The 17325-nt window shown below is 32.8% G+C and carries 18 protein-coding genes; 12 read left to right on the top strand and 6 right to left on the bottom strand.

The window, feature by feature from the left end:
• Positions 1–62: 62 nt before the first annotated feature.
• From RG22_RS09585 to RG22_RS09540, 10 genes are all read left to right on the top strand, one after another.
• Positions 63–2060, top strand: coding sequence for a TonB-dependent receptor plug domain-containing protein (locus tag RG22_RS09585; RefSeq protein ID WP_034042783.1), 1998 nt, complete (start codon positions 63–65; stop codon positions 2058–2060).
• Positions 2061–2242: 182 nt separating this feature from the next.
• Positions 2243–3709, top strand: coding sequence for a copper-containing nitrite reductase (gene nirK, locus RG22_RS09580; RefSeq protein WP_034042781.1), 1467 nt, complete (start codon positions 2243–2245; stop codon positions 3707–3709).
• 97 nt (positions 3710–3806) lie between these two features.
• Positions 3807–4505: a formylglycine-generating enzyme family protein gene (locus tag RG22_RS09575; protein ID WP_244462138.1), complete on the top strand. Its 699-nt coding sequence runs from the start codon at positions 3807–3809 to the stop codon at positions 4503–4505.
• Positions 4502–5218 carry an SCO family protein gene (locus RG22_RS09570; RefSeq protein WP_034042777.1) on the top strand — a complete coding sequence of 239 codons (717 nt, stop codon included), beginning with the start codon at positions 4502–4504 and terminating at the stop codon, positions 5216–5218. The genes RG22_RS09575 and RG22_RS09570 overlap by 4 nt, the downstream gene beginning before the upstream one ends.
• A gap of 142 nt (positions 5219–5360) precedes the next feature.
• Positions 5361–5795: a c-type cytochrome gene (locus tag RG22_RS09565; RefSeq protein ID WP_034042774.1), complete on the top strand. Its 435-nt coding sequence runs from the start codon at positions 5361–5363 to the stop codon at positions 5793–5795.
• A 16-nt stretch (positions 5796–5811) separates the two neighbouring features.
• Complete coding sequence (locus RG22_RS09560; protein WP_034042773.1) at positions 5812–7152, top strand: cbb3-type cytochrome c oxidase subunit I; 1341 nt, start codon at positions 5812–5814, stop codon at positions 7150–7152.
• Positions 7153–7309: 157 nt separating this feature from the next.
• On the top strand, positions 7310–8083 hold the full coding sequence (locus tag RG22_RS09555; RefSeq protein ID WP_156113370.1) for a CbbQ/NirQ/NorQ/GpvN family protein: 774 nt from the start codon (positions 7310–7312) through the stop codon (positions 8081–8083).
• Between the two features lie 74 nt (positions 8084–8157).
• Positions 8158–9933 (top strand): nitric oxide reductase activation protein NorD, encoded by a 1776-nt coding sequence (locus RG22_RS09550; protein WP_034042769.1) that lies wholly within the window; start codon positions 8158–8160, stop codon positions 9931–9933.
• 24 nt (positions 9934–9957) lie between these two features.
• Positions 9958–10539 carry a cytochrome c oxidase subunit 3 gene (locus tag RG22_RS09545; protein ID WP_034042767.1) on the top strand — a complete coding sequence of 194 codons (582 nt, stop codon included), beginning with the start codon at positions 9958–9960 and terminating at the stop codon, positions 10537–10539.
• Positions 10540–10626: 87 nt separating this feature from the next.
• Positions 10627–10863 carry a cytochrome C oxidase subunit IV family protein gene (locus RG22_RS09540; RefSeq protein ID WP_034042766.1) on the top strand — a complete coding sequence of 79 codons (237 nt, stop codon included), beginning with the start codon at positions 10627–10629 and terminating at the stop codon, positions 10861–10863.
• A 17-nt stretch (positions 10864–10880) separates the two neighbouring features.
• Here RG22_RS09540 and RG22_RS09535 read toward each other — a convergent pair whose 3' ends face one another.
• The 6 genes from RG22_RS09535 to RG22_RS09510 all read right to left on the bottom strand — a co-directional run bounded on the left by RG22_RS09535 (position 10881) and on the right by RG22_RS09510 (position 15225).
• On the bottom strand, positions 10881–11342 hold the full coding sequence (locus tag RG22_RS09535; protein WP_034042764.1) for a hypothetical protein: 462 nt from the start codon (positions 11340–11342) through the stop codon (positions 10881–10883).
• Positions 11314–12462 carry a hypothetical protein gene (locus RG22_RS09530; RefSeq protein ID WP_244462137.1) on the bottom strand — a complete coding sequence of 383 codons (1149 nt, stop codon included), beginning with the start codon at positions 12460–12462 and terminating at the stop codon, positions 11314–11316. The genes RG22_RS09535 and RG22_RS09530 overlap by 29 nt, the downstream gene beginning before the upstream one ends.
• Before the next feature lie 157 nt (positions 12463–12619).
• Positions 12620–13351 carry an iron-sulfur cluster repair di-iron protein gene (gene ric / locus RG22_RS09525; protein WP_034042760.1) on the bottom strand — a complete coding sequence of 244 codons (732 nt, stop codon included), beginning with the start codon at positions 13349–13351 and terminating at the stop codon, positions 12620–12622.
• A 51-nt stretch (positions 13352–13402) separates the two neighbouring features.
• On the bottom strand, positions 13403–13837 hold the full coding sequence (locus tag RG22_RS09520; protein ID WP_034042758.1) for an RrF2 family transcriptional regulator: 435 nt from the start codon (positions 13835–13837) through the stop codon (positions 13403–13405).
• Between the two features lie 69 nt (positions 13838–13906).
• A complete protein-coding gene (locus RG22_RS09515) occupies positions 13907–14254 on the bottom strand; it encodes a hypothetical protein (protein ID WP_034042756.1) in 348 nt (115 codons plus the stop codon).
• The gene (locus RG22_RS09510) at positions 14254–15225 is read right to left on the bottom strand and encodes a polyprenyl synthetase family protein (protein WP_034042755.1); all 972 of its coding nucleotides are present in this window, start codon (positions 15223–15225) and stop codon (positions 14254–14256) included. The genes RG22_RS09515 and RG22_RS09510 overlap by 1 nt, the downstream gene beginning before the upstream one ends.
• 125 nt (positions 15226–15350) lie before the next feature.
• Between RG22_RS09510 and RG22_RS09505 the strand changes: the two genes are divergently transcribed.
• Both RG22_RS09505 and RG22_RS09500 read left to right on the top strand, forming a co-directional pair.
• On the top strand, positions 15351–15956 hold the full coding sequence (locus RG22_RS09505; RefSeq protein WP_034042753.1) for a TetR/AcrR family transcriptional regulator: 606 nt from the start codon (positions 15351–15353) through the stop codon (positions 15954–15956).
• Between the two features lie 2 nt (positions 15957–15958).
• On the top strand, positions 15959–17296 hold the full coding sequence (locus RG22_RS09500) for a TolC family protein (protein WP_034042751.1): 1338 nt from the start codon (positions 15959–15961) through the stop codon (positions 17294–17296).
• Positions 17297–17325 lie beyond the last annotated feature (29 nt).

Genomic DNA, 17325 nt, shown 5'->3' with positions numbered 1-17325 from the left:
CAGTCTGATAATTTTTTTTTTGCTTTTTAACAAGTCCTTTCAAAAAACACTAAAACTATCACATGAAAAAATTCATTATATATAGTATATGCCTATTTATCAGCGGATTTATTTTTGCTCAAGAAAATATTGCAACTAAAAAAGACACGACTAAATTAAACGAAGTTATCGTTTTAGGAAGACGTAAATTAAGTAACTATCGCCAAGAAAAAACCTTGTCTAGTATAGATGATTATTTAGAAAAAAACAATAAAGTTACTATGATAAAACGTGGTAATTACGCATGGGAACCAACTATAAATAACATGAATAGCGACAGGTTAAACGTCACCATTGATGGTATGCAAATTTTTGGTGCATGTACAGATAAAATGGATCCTATTACATCGTATGTAGACGTGTCCAATTTAGAAAAAGTAAGTGTTGGTTCTGGACAAACTGGTGTAGAAAATGGACATTGCGTTGGTGGAGGTATCGATTTAAAATTACCATCTAGTAAGTTTAACGATTCTGGACTAAAAACAAGTGTAGATTTAGGCTACGAAACCAACGGAAACTACAAAACAGGAGGTTTAGATCTTGAATATTCAGGCAATAAATTTTACGTTAATGCCGATGGTATCTACAGAAAATCTGATAATTACGATGCTGGAAACAGTAAAAAAATTCTATACTCGCAGTTTGAGAAATATAATGTGTCGCTTCAAACGGGATATAAACTATCAGAAAACCACGCTATAGATGCTAACGTGATTTACGACAGAGCCACAGATGTTGGCTATCCAGCACTACCCATGGATGTCTCTTTAGCTGAAGCTTTAATCACTTCGGTAACTCATAATTACGCCAACGATTCAACCTTAATACAAACCATAGAAACTAAACTATATTTTAATACCATTACGCATATTATGGACGATTCTAAACGTCTGGATGTGCCTATTCGTATGGATATGCCAGGGTGGAGTGATACTTACGGGTTTTATAGTAAAGCAACAACACAAGTTAACAAACATAAGTTAGCATTAAATTTTAATGGATTTTACAACCGTTCGTTAGCAGAAATGTCGATGTATCCAAACGACCCCAATCAACCTGCCATGTTTATGTACACATGGCCAGATATTAGAACCCTTTATACTGGAATTTTTGCTAAAGATGATTTTTCTTTAAATAAAAATGAAGCGCTTTCAATGTCTGTTAGGTTTGGTTATCATAAAAATACAATTGCTAAAGAAGCTGGATTGGAAAGTCTTCAAATTTTTTACCCTGAAATTAGTGATACAAAAAGTAGATTTTTAACTAGTATAGCTTCAGATTACACCTTTAAAAAGAAAAGTTATGATGTTAGTTTTGGCTTGGGTTACGGCGAAAGAGCACCATCAGTTAGCGAAGGCTACGGTTTTTTTCTTTTCAACAGTTTTGATAATTATGATTACATAGGAAATCCAACCTTGAAAAATGAAAAAGCGATTGAAGCGAATGTAAAGGCTGATTTTCATAATAGTAAATTCCATATTGGTATTGAAACGTCTTATTTTCATATTATGGATTATATTATTGGAGATGTTGATGCTTCACTAAGTCCTATGACTATTGGTGCAAATGGGGTTCGAATTTACAAATCCTTACCAAATGCCACTATTTTTGATGTGTATTTGAATTCATCTTATAAATTTTCAAAAACATTTTCAGTAAACGGAACCCTTGGTTACAACTACGGAAAAGGTAGTAACGATGAAAATTTACCGCTAATAAAGCCTTTATCTTATTTGGCTGAAGCGAGCTACAATACTTCAACATTTAATGCCGCTATTCAATTTGAAGGCAACGGAAATCAAAGCAATTATAGTAGTTTTTATGGTGAAGACAAAACACCTGCATACGGTATTTTAAATATTAATTTAGGAAATATGTTCTATACCAATAACAATAAATGGATTTTAAAATATGGTGTTGAAAATGTTTTAGACGCCCATTATTCTACCTATGCAGATTGGAATAATATACCAAGGCAAGGACGTAATTGTTATATGAATATCTCCTTCGTAATCTACTAGTATAAAGGATAATAGCTTATCTCAAAGTTAAAGTTCTTTTTAAGGTTATTTAAATATCTACAAAAACATGTACATGACAAATGTCATGTTTTAAAACAGTTATAACAATTATTTTTGAATAACCACAAAAAAGACAAAAAAGTCTTTTTTAAAATAACCATAACTACATAAACAACTAAATCATGAAGGTAAAACAAAAACCATTGATGATGCCATATATTCTAATGGCATTAATGCTAACCCTATCATTTACAGCTTGTATTGATAATGAAAAAAAAGAATATGCAGATGCTACAGACATTCCTGTAAGTAAAGAAATGCTTGCTGAATTGACTTCTCCTCCCAATGTGCCTACTCCAGTTGGAAGACGTAAAGCAAAAAAACTCATAGTAAATATGGAAATTCTTGAACAAGAAGGTACCATGACCGATGGAACAACCTATAACTATTGGACTTTTGGTGGATCTGTTCCCGGAAGCTTTATAAGAACGCGGGTTGGTGATGAAGTAGAGTTTACCTTATCTAACCATCCAGATAATAAATTACCTCATAATATAGATTTACACGCTGTAACAGGTCCTGGAGGTGGAGCAACATCTTCTTTTGTGGCTCCTGGTCATGAAAAAATGTTCAGTTTTAAAACCCTAAACCCTGGTTTGTATGTGTACCACTGTGCTACAGCACCAGTAGGTATGCACATAGCAAACGGTATGTACGGTTTAATTTTAGTTGAGCCAGAAGGTGGTTTACCTCAGGTAGATAAAGAATATTACATTATGCAAGGTGATTTCTATACAAAAGGTGAAAACGGAGATCCTGGTCTTCAAGCTTTCGACATGCAAAAAGCTGTCGATGAAGATGCTGACTATGTGGTTTTTAACGGTTCAGTTGGAGCATTAACAGGTGATAACGCCATTACAGCAAACGTTGGCGAAACGGTTCGATTATATGTTGGTAACGGTGGCCCAAACTTAGTATCATCATTCCATGTTATTGGTGAAATCTTTGACAAGGTTATGGTTGAAGGTGGAGACTTAATTAATGAAAACGTACAAACCACATTAGTTCCTGCAGGTGGCGCAGCCATCGTTGAGTTTAGAGTTGACGTACCTGGAACTTTTATTTTAGTTGACCACTCCATATTCAGAGCATTCAACAAAGGAGCTCTTGGCATGTTAAAGGTCGAAGGCGAAGAGAATAAGAAAATTTATTCTGGTGTTGTACAAGAAGGCATTTATCATCCTGAAGGTGGTGGAATTCAAGAAATGCCTGTAGATTCAAACAAAAAAGTTAAAGTTGCAAGTACTGATAAAACCTTAGCTGAAAAAATGGAATCAGGTAAACAAATTTATATGCAAACTTGTTTTGCCTGCCATCAAGCAGAAGGACAAGGAATTCCTAATGCATTTCCTCCTTTGGCAAATTCAGATTACTTAAATGCTGATGTAAGACGTGCTATTGAAATCGTCCTTAAAGGTAAAACAGGTGAGATTACAGTAAACGGACAAAAATACAATAGTGTAATGACTAGACAGTCTATAAGCAATGATGAAATAGCAGATGTTATGACTTATGTTTACAACTCATGGGGCAATAACAAAACCAATGTTACGAAAGCTCAAGTTGATGCTGTTAAAAGCGGTCACTAATCATATTATATAATTTAAAAAAATGCGAACTATTTTAAGGCTGGCAACGAGAATTTTGTTTATCTCATACCTATCGACAATTTATTGTCAGTCTAAAATGGTTCTTATTAAAGGCGGTACTTATACTCCACTCTATGGAAGAGACTCTTTACAAGTGACTATTTCAGATTTTGAAATGGATGTATATCCAGTAACAAATCAAGAGTATTTAGAATTCGTTAAAAAACACCCTAAATGGCAACGTTCTCAAGTAAAAAAAATATTTGCAGATGGTAATTACTTAAGGGATTGGACTTCTGATACTGAATTAGGAACAAATCAATCTTTAAATGCACCCATTACAAATATTTCTTGGTTTGCGGCCAATGATTATTGTGATTGTCAAGATAAAAGATTAGCAACCATTGATGAATGGGAATATGTAGCCATGGCAAACAAAACCATGCCCGATGCCAGAACATTAGAAACGTATAATAAATATATTTTAGGCTGGTACGAAAAGCCAAAAACCTTCAATAACCCTATTGGATCAACCTTTAAGAATTATTGGGGCGTTTATGATTTACACGGTTTGGTATGGGAATGGACATTAGATTTTAACTCAGTTATGGTTTCAGGCGAATCCAGAAAAGATGTTGATAATGATAGTAATCTGTTCTGTGGAAGTGCTGCCATTGGCGCAACCGATTTAATGAATTATGCCGCATTTATGCGATACGCAACCAGAGGTAGTTTAAAAGCAAAATATGCCATGAAAAACTTAGGGTTTAGATGTGTTAAAGATTTAGAGAAATGAAAACATTAAAATCAATTTTTATAATCCTATGTGTTGTGATGTCTTTCATAGCATGCAAAAATGAGAAATCCAATTCAGAAACTAATGATTTGACTATCTACCAATGTCCGATGAAATGCGAAGGCGAGAAAACTTTTAATGAACCAGGGAGTTGTTCAGTGTGTAAAATGGATTTAAAACAAATCGAACAAAAATCTACCATCGTAAACAATGAAATCTCAGAAGAGTCCATTTTCAATTTAACTTCAAAATGGAACACCGAAGAAGGAGAAACTATTCAACTTGAAGATTTAAAAGGGAAAACTTTAGTCATGGTCATGATTTACACCACATGTAAAGCAGCATGCCCACGTTTGGTAGCCGATATGCGAAATATTGAAGCTCAAATTCCTAAAAAAAATCTTGAAGACCTTCGTTTTGTCTTGGTAAGTATTGACCCAGAAACAGACACGCCACAACGTTTAAAATCTTTTGCTAAAGAAAACTTTATGGATGAAGAACAATGGACATTTTTACAAGGGACTGTAACTAGTGTTAGAGAATTTTCCAATGTTTTGGCTGTAAAATACAAACAAATTTCACCTATGGATTTTTCACACTCCAATATTATAAGTGTGTTTAATTCAGGTGGCGAATTAATGCATCAACAAGAAGGCTTAGGGGTAGATAATAAAGAAACAATTAAAACCATTTTAGAATTAACAAGTAAATGACAAAAATTAATAATATACTAAATGTCAGTCTGAGCGCAGTCGAAGACATCCAAAAAAATACTAGCATTTCGACTGCGCTCAATGTGACATTTTCAATTTTGTTATGCACTAAAATCAGAATACTAATCAAAACTAAATAAATATGTTATCAAAAAAACAAGCACGCGCTTTTTTTCTTGGCGGAACAGTAGTCACGTTTCTGATATTTATTGGTCTAACTATTTACTCTTTTAGTAAAGCGAATGACCAATCAAATGAAGAAGGTATTACAGAAGCTGTTGTAAGAGGAAAAACCCTTTGGGAAGAAAACAACTGTATGGGTTGCCATACCATAATGGGAGAAGGTGCATACTACGCACCAGAACTAACTAAGGTTATTGAACGAAGAGGCGAAGGCTACGTTAAAGCCGTATTAATGACCCCAGTAGATTGGGCGCCTAACGGAAGAAAAATGGTGGCTTATGGTTTTTCGCAAGAAGAAGCTGCCGATTTAATAGCCTTTTTTAATTGGATAGGAGAAATTGATTTAAACGGATTTGATACCGTTGTGTCTCCGCTAGCAAAAGACGATAACTAACTAAAAAGAGAGAAAAATGAAATATAAATCACAAAAAGTAGCGTATTGGTTTTTTGCCCTTTCCATGTTATTATTCGGATTACAAATAGTATATGGTTTTATTATGGGATTTGCCCATGCTGGAATGGATGGATTACACAGCTTTATTCCATTTAACACTGCCAGAGCAGTACATACCAATTTATTAGTAGTCTGGCTATTATCCGGTTTTATGGGTGCTGCATATTATATTATCCCAGAAGAAGCACAACGCGAATTAGCAAGTGTAAAACTAGCTTATGTACAATTAATAAGTCTGGCGCTTGTTGGCGTTACGGCCATTGTTGGATATCATTTTAATTATTGGGAGGGACGTAAATTTTTAGAAATCCCTAGACCTTTAGATTATTTAGTTGTTGTAAACGTATTATTGTTTTTAGGACTAATTTTAACAACTTTATTCAAAGGAAAACGAAGAACCACAACAGCATTAGTCCTTTCAATGGGACTATTATTTGCTGCCCTTTTATACTTACCAGGCATGCTCCCATTTGATAGTCAAGTAAAAGATTCTTTCTTCAGATGGTGGGTTGTTCATCTTTGGGTTGAAGGCGTTTGGGAACTGATTATGGGTGGAATTTTATCATTCTTACTAATCAAATTAACTGGTGTAGATAGAGAAGTTATTGAAAAATGGCTATATGTGATTGTTGGACTAACATTCCTATCGGGAGTTTTAGGAACAGGGCATCACTACTACTATATTGGTGTAAACAAAATTTGGTTAATCGTAGGTGGAATTTTCTCTGCATTAGAGCCTTTAGCATTTTTAGCTATGGCATTATTTGCTGTTAACATGTATCGAAAAGGCGAAAAGAAACACCCAAATACTTTAGCATTATACTGGACTCTTGGTGCTGCAATCGTATCATTTATAGGAGCTGGTTTATTAGGATTCGCGCACACCTTACCACAAACCAACTTATACACACACGGCACATTAGTAACCGCAATGCATGGTCACTTAGCATTTTGGGGCGCTTATGCTATGATTGTTTTAGCCATTATAAGTTATAGTTTACCAAATTTAACAGGCAGAAAATTATACGAAAGCACTCGAGGCAGAATGGCCTTTTGGATGTCAAATATTGGCATGATTGGTATGACGGTCGCCTTTGGTGTCGCCGGTGTCGCACAAGTATATCTAGAGCGTAAGTTCAAAATGGAATTCATGGCAGTTCAAAAAGAAATTGAAATCCATTTTATCGTACTTATTCTTTGCGCAACCTTATTCATGACAGGTATCATCTTATATTTTATAGATTTCTATAAACACGGAAAACCTAATGATGAAGCCTTAGAAACAATTACAGATTAACAACTAAACTAACTCTACCAGAGTTGATTTATAAAAATTTTCAGCTCTGGTTTTTTTTGAAGCTATTTCCTGCTTTCGGCAGTCGCTCTCTTTGAGGAGCTCCAACAAATGCCTCAATCAGGGCTAAACACATTTGCTAACATACAGCATGACCAAAATGAACACACCATACTACCAACCTATTCATAAAGAAATAGATGTTTTTGAACACGCCTACAAATGTAAAATTCCATTTTTACTAAAAGGGCCAACAGGAACTGGAAAATCTCGGTTTATTGAATATATGGCACACAAGCTTGAAACCAAACTAATTACCATTTCCTGCCATGAAGAAACCTCATCAACCGATTTAATAGGTCGATTTATTATAAAAGGAGCCGAAACTTTATGGTTAGATGGTCCATTAACCACAGCGGTAAAAGAAGGGCATATCATCTATTTAGATGAAATTGCCGAAGCAAGACCTGACGTTATTGTTGCTATACATTCTTTAACAGACCATAGACGCGAGTTGTTTATTGACAAGTTAGGCGAAACGGTAAAAGCACATAAAAATTTCATGCTAGTGGCTTCATTCAATCCCGGATATCAACGCGGGTTTAAAGAACTCAAACCATCAACAAGACAACGTTTTGTAGCCGTTTCATTTGCATATCCTGAAGCAAAATTAGAAGCAGAAATATTAGTTTCAGAAACTGGAATAGAAAAAGATACCGCTAAAAAATTAGTGAACATTGCTACTAAAATTAGAAACCTAACAGAACTTGGTTTAACCGAAACGGTATCCACACGATTATTGGTAGATGCCGCAAAACTTATTCATGTTGGTTTACCTAAACGACTTTCGGTGCATGTTGCCGTTATTGAGCCGTTAACAGACGATTTAGAAGTGATTCAGGCGCTGAAAGATTTAAGTGATTTAATGATCTAATCCAGTTAGCAGTTGGCAGTATTCAGTTGGCAGTCACAAATCTCCTGAATACTGAAAACTGAAGACTTAAAACTATGTTTGAATTCGAACCAGACGAATATATATTTACCAAATTCGCTTTCTTCTTCAAGAACAGAAAAAAGAAAAAGGAAGCACAACTTGAGCATGCGGTAAATTTAAACGATATCAAATCACGGTTAGCCATTTTTGCCCGCGCCATTACTGGAGAATCTATAGAAATTTTTGAAGCTGACAGAGAAGGTGGTTACAGAAACAACAATTTCTTCTTGCCAACTAAATATTATGAATATCAAACCCAAGAAGAAAACATTTCGTTTTATCTATTTAGAGTTTTATATCTGTCTATTCAGAAAAATCTAAACTTAAATTGGAATGACAATCAAGAACATGATTTAATAGAATCTCAAACCAAAGCACAGGAGTCTTCTGATGCTGTTTTAAAATCATTATTTGATCAGTTCCCTATTACCATAAAATATCATCAAAAATTCATAGCATATCAGCAATCAAAATCAACTGCAAAACAACCTGCCGATTTTACTTTTATCTATGGGAAGTGGATGCGAAACTCTCACGAAAACCATTCAAAAAAACAACTAAAAAACTTTACAGACAAAGTTAAAGAAGCCAATCAAGAAGAGCCAAAGACCACAATAAAATCAAAAGCCGTAGAAGAAATCATTTCTGTTCAAATTGACCAGAAGCAAATGGAAGATGCGGTTTTGCAACATCAATTTGAAAAGGTTGAAACCGCTGAAGAATTTGGTGGAAATTTTAGAGATATGGATGGCGATGATGATTTGGAAGACCACTCCAACGCATTAGATGATGTAAAAATGAAGCACACCGTTCGTGTTGATGATACCGCTCATTCTGTTTATCAAGCTGATTTTATTGAAAACACCACCATTGCTGAAAGTTCAGAACATGAAGGCGAAGGGTATTACCTCGCCTATGATGAATGGAACTACAAAACCAGAGCTTATAAAGAAGATTTTTGTAAAGTGTACCAAAAAACACAAACGACTTTAGATGTTGCGTACTACAAAAAAACACTTAACGATAATCGTTCAACCTTAGTTGGTTTGCGTAAAATGCTAAACACGGTTAACAACAAATACCAGCAACAAAGACGACAAACACAAGGCGAGGAATTTGATATTGATGCCATAACAGACTTGTTTATTGATGTAAAAACGGGCCATACGCCTTCTGAAAAAATATATTTATCCAAACGCAAAAAAGAAAAGGACTTATCCATTTTATTGCTTCTAGACACAAGTCTTTCAAGTGATGGTTATGCAGCAGGAAATAGAGTGATTGATGTAGAAAAACAGGTCTCTATATTATTTGGAGAAATCTTAAATGAGTTCAATATTGATTTTTCAATCGACTGCTTCTACTCAAAAACAAGAAATCATTCGAGTTATGTAACGATTAAAGGTTTTGATGATAATTGGGACACCGCTAAATATCGAGTTGGTGGCGTGGAGCCTAGCGGATACACCCGTATTGGAACAGCTTTAAGACATTCCGGAGCATTGTTGGATAAACGCGATACTAAAAACAAATGGGTTATTTTAATCTCGGATGGAAAACCAAATGACTATGATAAATACGAAGGTAAATATGGTATTAACGATGTAAAACAAGCACTTCGGGAATTAAATGAGCGTCAAATAAATTCGTATGCATTAGCTATTGAAGCCAATGCGAAATATTATTTACCGCAAATGTTTGGCCAAAATCATTATCAAATACTTACCAACCCTGTTGAGTTATTACAATCGTTAGTAAAGCTCTATGAAAAAATTAAACATCAATCATAAATACACTTACTAAACCTAGATACATTGAACGAAACTACAATTGATTATAAAAATATTTGGTATCCGCCTGGAGGCATCCTCATCTGGATTATCATATTTCTTGAGCTGTTCACTTTTGGCGCTGCACTTATAGCCATGGCATATTACGGTAATCAAGAGACAGAATTATTTTATAATTCAAGGTTGAAATTGAATACCACTTATGGGATGCTTAACACCTTGTTTTTATTAACAAGTGGATTTTTCATGGCGGTTTCGGTATCAGAATTAAAAAAAGGGCACAAAATTAAATCCCAAAAACTACTGCTTTTAACCATGTTATTTGGTCTGTTATTTCTAGGCTTAAAAAGTTTTGAATACATCGAAAAACTCAATGAAGGTATTACTGTAGGATACAATACATTCTTTACGTTTTATTGGATGCTTACCTTGTTTCATGTGATTCATGTTTTGGTTGGCTTGGTTATTTTAGCATCACTTTATTTTGGAATAAAAATAGAAAACTCAACTACAAAAATTGAAGATGTTGAAGCAAGTGGCGCTTTCTGGCACATGTGCGATTTAATTTGGATGATGCTTTTCCCCGTAATTTATTTACTCTTTTAGCCCATAATAGGCATTTGGCAATCAAAGACTAATACCATTTTAACTAATTAAAACAAAGTACAACCGTTAATTACAGATTTTAAATAGATGAATAAAACAGCAACTATAACTTGGATTATTTTAATGGTGCTTACCATCTCTTCTGCTTTGGTTTCAAAATTAGAAAGCAAATATATTGTACTCTTTATATTAATACTATCGGCTTTAAAATTTTTTGGAATAGCCTTTCAGTTTATGGAAATAAAAAAAGCACATGTATTTTGGAAAATACTTATTATTGGGTTTATTTTATTTTTTGGAATTGGATTGTTGGTTGTTATTTAAAGACTGAAAGCAAAAAATTATCGCCAAAACTCATCATCTATCTTATCTATAAAATTACCTTCTTCATGTATCTCTTCAATTAAAGCCAATTGATTTTCCGTAGCCACTTTTTGAATTTCTGGAAACAGCACACGTTCTTCAAATCGAATATGTTTATCTAACTCCTCTTCAATTTTACTTAAAGTTTTTGTCTCATCATCATGTTCTGTGAATAAACGTTTTAATCGTCTGTGGTCTGCCAAGGCTCTTTTAATAAGATTGTTGTCTTCATTTAAAATGGTAAAAATATGCGCTTCTTCCATTTCAAAATGAGGGATTAAATGAGTTTTAAAAAACCAATCGGCATAAACTTTTATCCGTTTTGGTTCAATATTTTTACTAAATCCGGCTCTTATTTTCCAAGATAAAAGCAATCCATGATGGTGCTCTCTGCTTAATGGTTGTAATGCTTTATGGCGTTTTTGTGGTTTGCGATGCATAATTTTTATGTGTTATAATATTGAATAATAAAAAGCCAATTCCTAAAGGTAATAATATGCTGAAAAGAAAAAGTAATAGGTAGTAATTTGGAAGCAATCCGTTACCAAAATAAAACCTAACACCTTGAATTACTAGTAATAATTCTGTTAAAATAAAACCAAAAATAAAAGTATAAACACCAAAATAAAGACTTTTAGTGTAAGTTACTAATGCGCTTTGTAAAATAAACGAAAACAAAAAACCAGTAATAACGCCAAGCATTAAAAGATGAATAAACCCAATAACTAAGTTTCTGTGTGTATAAACTATTTGCGAAAACTCTGGAAACAATGCCAATAATTGCACGCCTATTTTTAAAACAAAACAGAAAATTGAAAACCTATACAGATATAAAACAAGTCTTGATTGTTGTTTTAATACCACAGAAAATTTCGGCTGGATTAATTTTAAAAAGAAATAACCCATTATAAGTTGAAGTATCGTACCAAAACCATTAATATAAAGTAGTAAATTATGAGGTGCAAACCATTGAATTGGTAATGCTAAAGTAAGTATGATTGATACAATTAATAGTTTGAAAAAAATCTTGAACAACTTTGAATCTTCAAACTTAAACACATGAAAAAATATAGCAATAACTGCTATTAAAAACCAACCGTTAAACTGAAAATGCAAAAAAAACTGTATCGCTATTTGATAAAATGCTGAAGCTTGCCCAAGCATAGACACTGCAGGACCTAAACACCACACACCAATAGTAGATATTAGCATAAACAACAATGAAGCTTTTAGTAATCTACGCGTAACGACTAATTCTGTTTTAAGATGCTTCCAAATAAGATAAACAAAGTAATAACTGCAAAAAATATGCAATGTTGAAAACGTTATGGAAACAGCCGCATACCCTTGAAACGGAAAACTAAGCATCATACCAATAACAGCACATTCGGTAATCCAAAACAGTGTTTTAAATATAGGCTTCTGTTCTGGTACAAAATAATGTACAATAAGCACATACAGCATTAAGTACAGCCAACCTAACATAGCAATATGTGAATGGGCATGTATTAAAAACCTATAGTTTATGTTGAGTTCTCCAACAAATATGTAACGTAGCATGAGCCCCAATAAAGCGGCTATTAAAAAATTAATCAAGCATGTAACGACATGTTTTTTTGACATAGTGATGTTAATTACGAGCTGTTAAAATTAAAAATTCCAGAAAGATTTATAAGCTTTCTGGAATTTTTAATTAATAAAACTAGATGCAACTATACTAACCAAATTGCTGCTCTAGCTTTACTGCCTTAGGGAATAAAATGTTATTTTCTAAATGTATGTGTAAGTGTAAATCTTGTTCAAATTCTTCCAACATAGCAAAGGTTACTTTATAAGTGTTACAAGCATCTGCTGGCGGATTATAATTATCTGTAAGTTCTGCAATTTGTCTAAAACGTTCGCCTTCGTTATCGTGTTCTTGCATCATCATTGCAATTGGGTTTTCAACGGTTCCAAACTGTGGAGATTGCACAGCGCCTTGCTCTAATGTAGCATTTACCATTTTTTTAACAAAAGGAAATAATATAAGTTCCTCCTTTTTCATGTGTGCTGCCAACTCTCCTGCCGATGCTGTAAACAGTTCGTTTATTTTTAATAATTCTGGATGACGCTCTCCGTGTACACGACATAATTTATCTAAAAATTGACGCAATACAGGAATTTTTTCTTCCACATAACGATGGTGTTTTTTTTCAATATAGTCAATTAATAAATCTAATGGCCACGATTTATAATCTATAGATTCTCCTCCCTTATTGTTTAAAACACTATGTAGTTCATCTAATAAAATATTGCTATCTATTCCTTTTTTTTCGCAAGCTTCATTTATAGATCTATTTCCATTGCAGCAAAAATCTATTTTGTATTTTGAGAAAACTGCTGCTGTTCTATAATCTTCGGCTACAAATTGCCCGATTTGTTTTTCTGAATCTTTTTGTAATGTTACCATGATTAATTATTTATATCGGATAAATTTATCCTATTTATATTCAAATTTTTTTTAAACTTTTAAAAATGAAGCACCCGATTTTATGTTTAGTGCCAATTCTTCTAAACTTGTGTTCTCTAGCATAGATTTTAATTCATCTCTCACTCCCTTAAACTTATCATGCACAGGACAAGGATGATTTTCATCGCATTTTTGTAAACCCAAACCACACCCATTGTATATACTATCTCCATCGATGGCATTAACAATTTGTGACAACTTGATTTTACTAATGCTGCTCCTGTCAATTTCAAATCCGCCATGCGCTCCTTTAATAGAACAAACAATATCATGTTTCACTAATGCTTGTAATATTTTAGCAGTAAATGCTTGGGGAGAGTCAATCTCTAAAGCTATTTCTTTAGGACTTACACGTTTACCTTCATAAGATTTTATTGCAATAAATATTGCTGCCTTAATACCATACTCACAAGCTTTTGAAAACATATAACTTCTCTATTTCTGTACAAAGATACAAAGATATTTTAATTAGGATAAATTTATCTTAATTAAATTTTAATAATGATTTTTAAACCAAACTTTTTGCCATTCTCTTTTTAAAATTAAAAACGTTACGTCTTCAGCTAATTTAAGAACATCTTCTCCATTTAAAGCTTTAACCGCTTTTTCAGGAACATCAATAATGTATAGTAAATTTAAGTATTCTGTAAATTTTTCTTGAATGAGTTTATAAACGGTTTCGTGTAATAGTAGTTTTAAACTTGTTGGTAAAATGTCTTCATGAAAATCTAAATCAACATTAGCCAATAAAAAATCTTTATTAAGTTGATTTACCAATTTATCATACAGATTTAATTGATTTGCTTCTTCAATTAAGTCATTAAAAGTAGTTGGTAATTGCATTATACGTTTCTATTCATTAAACTATTTCCAAAGTTTTTAAGAAGTGTTTTTTTATCATCAGAAATATTCAACGATTCTAGAACCAAAAATGCCTTTTTCGTATAATCTTCTATGGCTTTTTTTGTAGCTTCAGCAGAACCAGAGACTTTAAAAAGCTGTTTTACTACTTCTACTTTATTTTCTGATGCACCAGAATTACTAAATAATTTTTGCAATTGTGCTTTATCATTTTCATTTGAAAATTCAAGTGCTTTAATATACAAGTAGGTTTTTTTATTTTCAATAATATCGCCTCCAACTTGTTTGCCGAAGGTTTCGGGATTGCCAAAGGCATCCAAATAATCGTCTTGTAATTGGAAAGCAATACCTAAATTTTTACCAAACTCATAAATATTGTTTTGGTCTTCTGTAGAAGCGTTTGCAACAATGGCTCCCATTTTCATGGCAGCACCAACTAAAACAGCTGTTTTATATTCAATCATTTTTAAATATTCGGCAACGGTTACATTTCCTCTAGTTTCAAAATCTACATCGTATTGCTGGCCTTCGCAAACCTCTAAAGCTGTTTTACTAAACAGTTTTGCTAAAGCTTGAAACGTATTAGCCTCATAATTTTCAAAGAGTTGGTACGCCATAATTAGCATCGCATCGCCAGAGAGAATACCAGTGTTTACATCCCACTTTTCGTGCACCGTTTTTTGTCCGCGACGCAATGGCGCATCGTCCATAATATCATCGTGTACTAACGAAAAATTGTGGAACACCTCTATACTTAACGCAGCATTTAATGCTTTTTTGTAATCATTATTAAAAATATCAGCAGTCATTAATGTTAAAACGGGTCTCAGCCTTTTGCCTCCTAAACTTAGGATATACTGAATTGGATTATATAAGGTTTGAGGCTCTTTTACAGTTGAATATTCTTCTAAAAAATCAACAAACTCATTTTGGTATTTTTCTATTGAAAGCATCAAACAAAAATAGAGTAATTCATCATAATTAAAAACTTCAATGTAAAGGATATGTTAAAAAAAGATTAAAACTTAGGAAACTTTTTAGGTTTTTAAAGTTTCCTGTTGTAATTTTGCTGCCAATTATGAGAGATAAAATATTATTAGGAGCAACAGATTTGTTTTTAAACTATGGGTTTAAAAGCGTGACAATGGATGATATTGCTAATGCTTTGGGTGTGTCTAAAAAAACCATTTACCAACATTTTGATAATAAAACAAAACTAGTTGAGACTACTACACTTAACCTATTTGAATCTATTTCTTGTGGTATTGACCATATTTGTGCATTAGAAAAAAATCCGATAGAGGAAATTTATTGTATTAAACAATTTGTTATGGAGCATTTAAAAGATGAAAAATCGTCTCCTCAATATCAACTACAAAAATATTATCCAAAAATATTTAATTCGTTAAAAATAAAACAGTTTGAAGTCATGCAAACCTGTGTTACAGAAAACTTAAATAGAGGTATAGAACAAGGTTTATATCGAGATACTATTGATGTAGATTTTATAGCAAGAATATATTTTAATAACATGATAGCTATTAAAGACAAAGACTTGTTTCCTTTTAAAAAATTTTCAATGAATATGCTTATGAGTAATTATTTAGAATACCATTTACGTGGTATTTGCACTCCAAAAGGTCTAGATATATTAAATCAATTTATAACATCAAATCAATCATAAAAATGAAAAACAAACTAATATTAATTTTTAGTTTATTCTATTCTATTACTATATTCTCACAAGAGAATGTGCTTAGTTTTTCTTTACAAGAGGCTATAGATTATGCTATAGAAAATAATAGAACTTCAAAAATGGCAGCACTAGATATTAAAGCTGCAGAAAAACAGAAATGGGAAACCACAACTATTGGGTTACCGCAAATTAGTGCCAGTATAGATTATAATAATTGGTTAAAACAACAAGTATCTTTAATACCAGCAGAGTTTTTTGGAGGCAATGCTGGCGAGTTTGCCGAAGTTACTTTTGGCACGAAGCAAACCATGAATGGTACTGTTAAGTTAGAACAATTAATTTTTGATGGCTCTTATCTTGTTGGTTTACAATCAGCTAAAGTATTTTTAGAAATTTCAAAAAACGCAAAAGAGAAAACCAATTTAGAGGTTAGAAAAGCGGTTATTAATGCTTACGGAAATGTACTTCTTGCCGAAGAAAGTGTGAAAATTTTAGAACGCAATATTACCGTTTTAAAGAAAAATCTTCATGAAATAACTAAAATTTACGAAAACGGATTGGGTGACGAAGAAAGTGTAGAGCAGTTACAAATTACACTTTCTGGAGTAGAGAGCAACTTAAAAAATACATCACGTTTAAAAACTTTGGCATATCAAATGTTAAATATTACGTTGGGAACTGATTTAAATGCTAGCACCATATTAACGGATAATCTAGAAACCTTAACAGCACAAAATATGGTTTTAGAATTGCTTAATGCTGAAGAAAATATTGAAAACACTATTGACTATAAGATTTCTAAAAATGATGAAAAAGCCAAAACACTTCTTGTAAAACTTGAACAGAGTAAAGCACTACCAACTTTAAGAGGCTTTGTTAATGCGGGTTATTCTGGAAATAATGAGGATTTCGATTTTTTAAAGCATGACCAAAAATGGTTTGGCTCATCATTGTTAGGTGTAAGCATGAACATTCCTATTTTTAGCTCAGGTGGGAGGAGTGCAGCAACACAACGCGCCAAAATAAACCTTGAAAAAGCTAAAGAAACTTTAACTGAAACCGAACAAAAATTAAAGCTTCAAATAGCATCGGCAAAAAGTGATTATCAATTTGCTATTGAAGATTATGATAATAAAAAACAAAATTTAAATCTCGCTGAACGTATTGAACAAAAAAATCAAACCAAGTTTTTTGAAGGTATTACTACTAGTTTTGAATTAAGACAAGCTCAAACTCAATTATACACAGCGCAACAAGAATTTTTACAAGCTATGCTTGATGTAGTTAACAAAAAAGCGGCGCTAGAAACAGTATTAAATCAAATATGAAAATCAATCAACAAATCAGAAAAACACTA

It is taken from the genome of Wocania ichthyoenteri Th78 (assembly GCF_000789235.1).
GTDB lineage: Bacteria > Bacteroidota > Bacteroidia > Flavobacteriales > Flavobacteriaceae > Wocania_A > Wocania_A ichthyoenteri.
The sequence above is the reverse complement of the archived record's forward strand: the minus strand, read 5'-3'. Positions and strand labels throughout refer to the sequence as shown.

Bases quoted from the DNA above. Each gene is read 5' to 3' on its own strand.
- RG22_RS09585 (WP_034042783.1), top strand. From the start codon at position 63: ATGAAAAAATTCATTATATATAGTATATGCCTATTTATCAGCGGATTT.
- nirK (WP_034042781.1), top strand. From the start codon at position 2,243: ATGAAGGTAAAACAAAAACCATTGATGATGCCATATATTCTAATGGCA.
- RG22_RS09575 (WP_244462138.1), top strand. From the start codon at position 3,807: ATGGTTCTTATTAAAGGCGGTACTTATACTCCACTCTATGGAAGAGAC.
- RG22_RS09570 (WP_034042777.1), top strand. From the start codon at position 4,502: ATGAAAACATTAAAATCAATTTTTATAATCCTATGTGTTGTGATGTCT.
- RG22_RS09565 (WP_034042774.1), top strand. From the start codon at position 5,361: ATGTTATCAAAAAAACAAGCACGCGCTTTTTTTCTTGGCGGAACAGTA.
- RG22_RS09560 (WP_034042773.1), top strand. From the start codon at position 5,812: ATGAAATATAAATCACAAAAAGTAGCGTATTGGTTTTTTGCCCTTTCC.
- RG22_RS09555 (WP_156113370.1), top strand. From the start codon at position 7,310: ATGAACACACCATACTACCAACCTATTCATAAAGAAATAGATGTTTTT.
- RG22_RS09550 (WP_034042769.1), top strand. From the start codon at position 8,158: ATGTTTGAATTCGAACCAGACGAATATATATTTACCAAATTCGCTTTC.
- RG22_RS09540 (WP_034042766.1), top strand. From the start codon at position 10,627: ATGAATAAAACAGCAACTATAACTTGGATTATTTTAATGGTGCTTACC.
- RG22_RS09535 (WP_034042764.1), bottom strand. From the start codon at position 11,342: ATGCATCGCAAACCACAAAAACGCCATAAAGCATTACAACCATTAAGC.
- RG22_RS09530 (WP_244462137.1), bottom strand. From the start codon at position 12,462: ATGCTACGTTACATATTTGTTGGAGAACTCAACATAAACTATAGGTTT.
- ric (WP_034042760.1), bottom strand. From the start codon at position 13,351: ATGGTAACATTACAAAAAGATTCAGAAAAACAAATCGGGCAATTTGTA.
- RG22_RS09520 (WP_034042758.1), bottom strand. From the start codon at position 13,837: ATGTTTTCAAAAGCTTGTGAGTATGGTATTAAGGCAGCAATATTTATT.
- RG22_RS09515 (WP_034042756.1), bottom strand. From the start codon at position 14,254: ATGCAATTACCAACTACTTTTAATGACTTAATTGAAGAAGCAAATCAA.
- RG22_RS09510 (WP_034042755.1), bottom strand. From the start codon at position 15,225: ATGCTTTCAATAGAAAAATACCAAAATGAGTTTGTTGATTTTTTAGAA.
- RG22_RS09505 (WP_034042753.1), top strand. From the start codon at position 15,351: ATGAGAGATAAAATATTATTAGGAGCAACAGATTTGTTTTTAAACTAT.
- RG22_RS09500 (WP_034042751.1), top strand. From the start codon at position 15,959: ATGAAAAACAAACTAATATTAATTTTTAGTTTATTCTATTCTATTACT.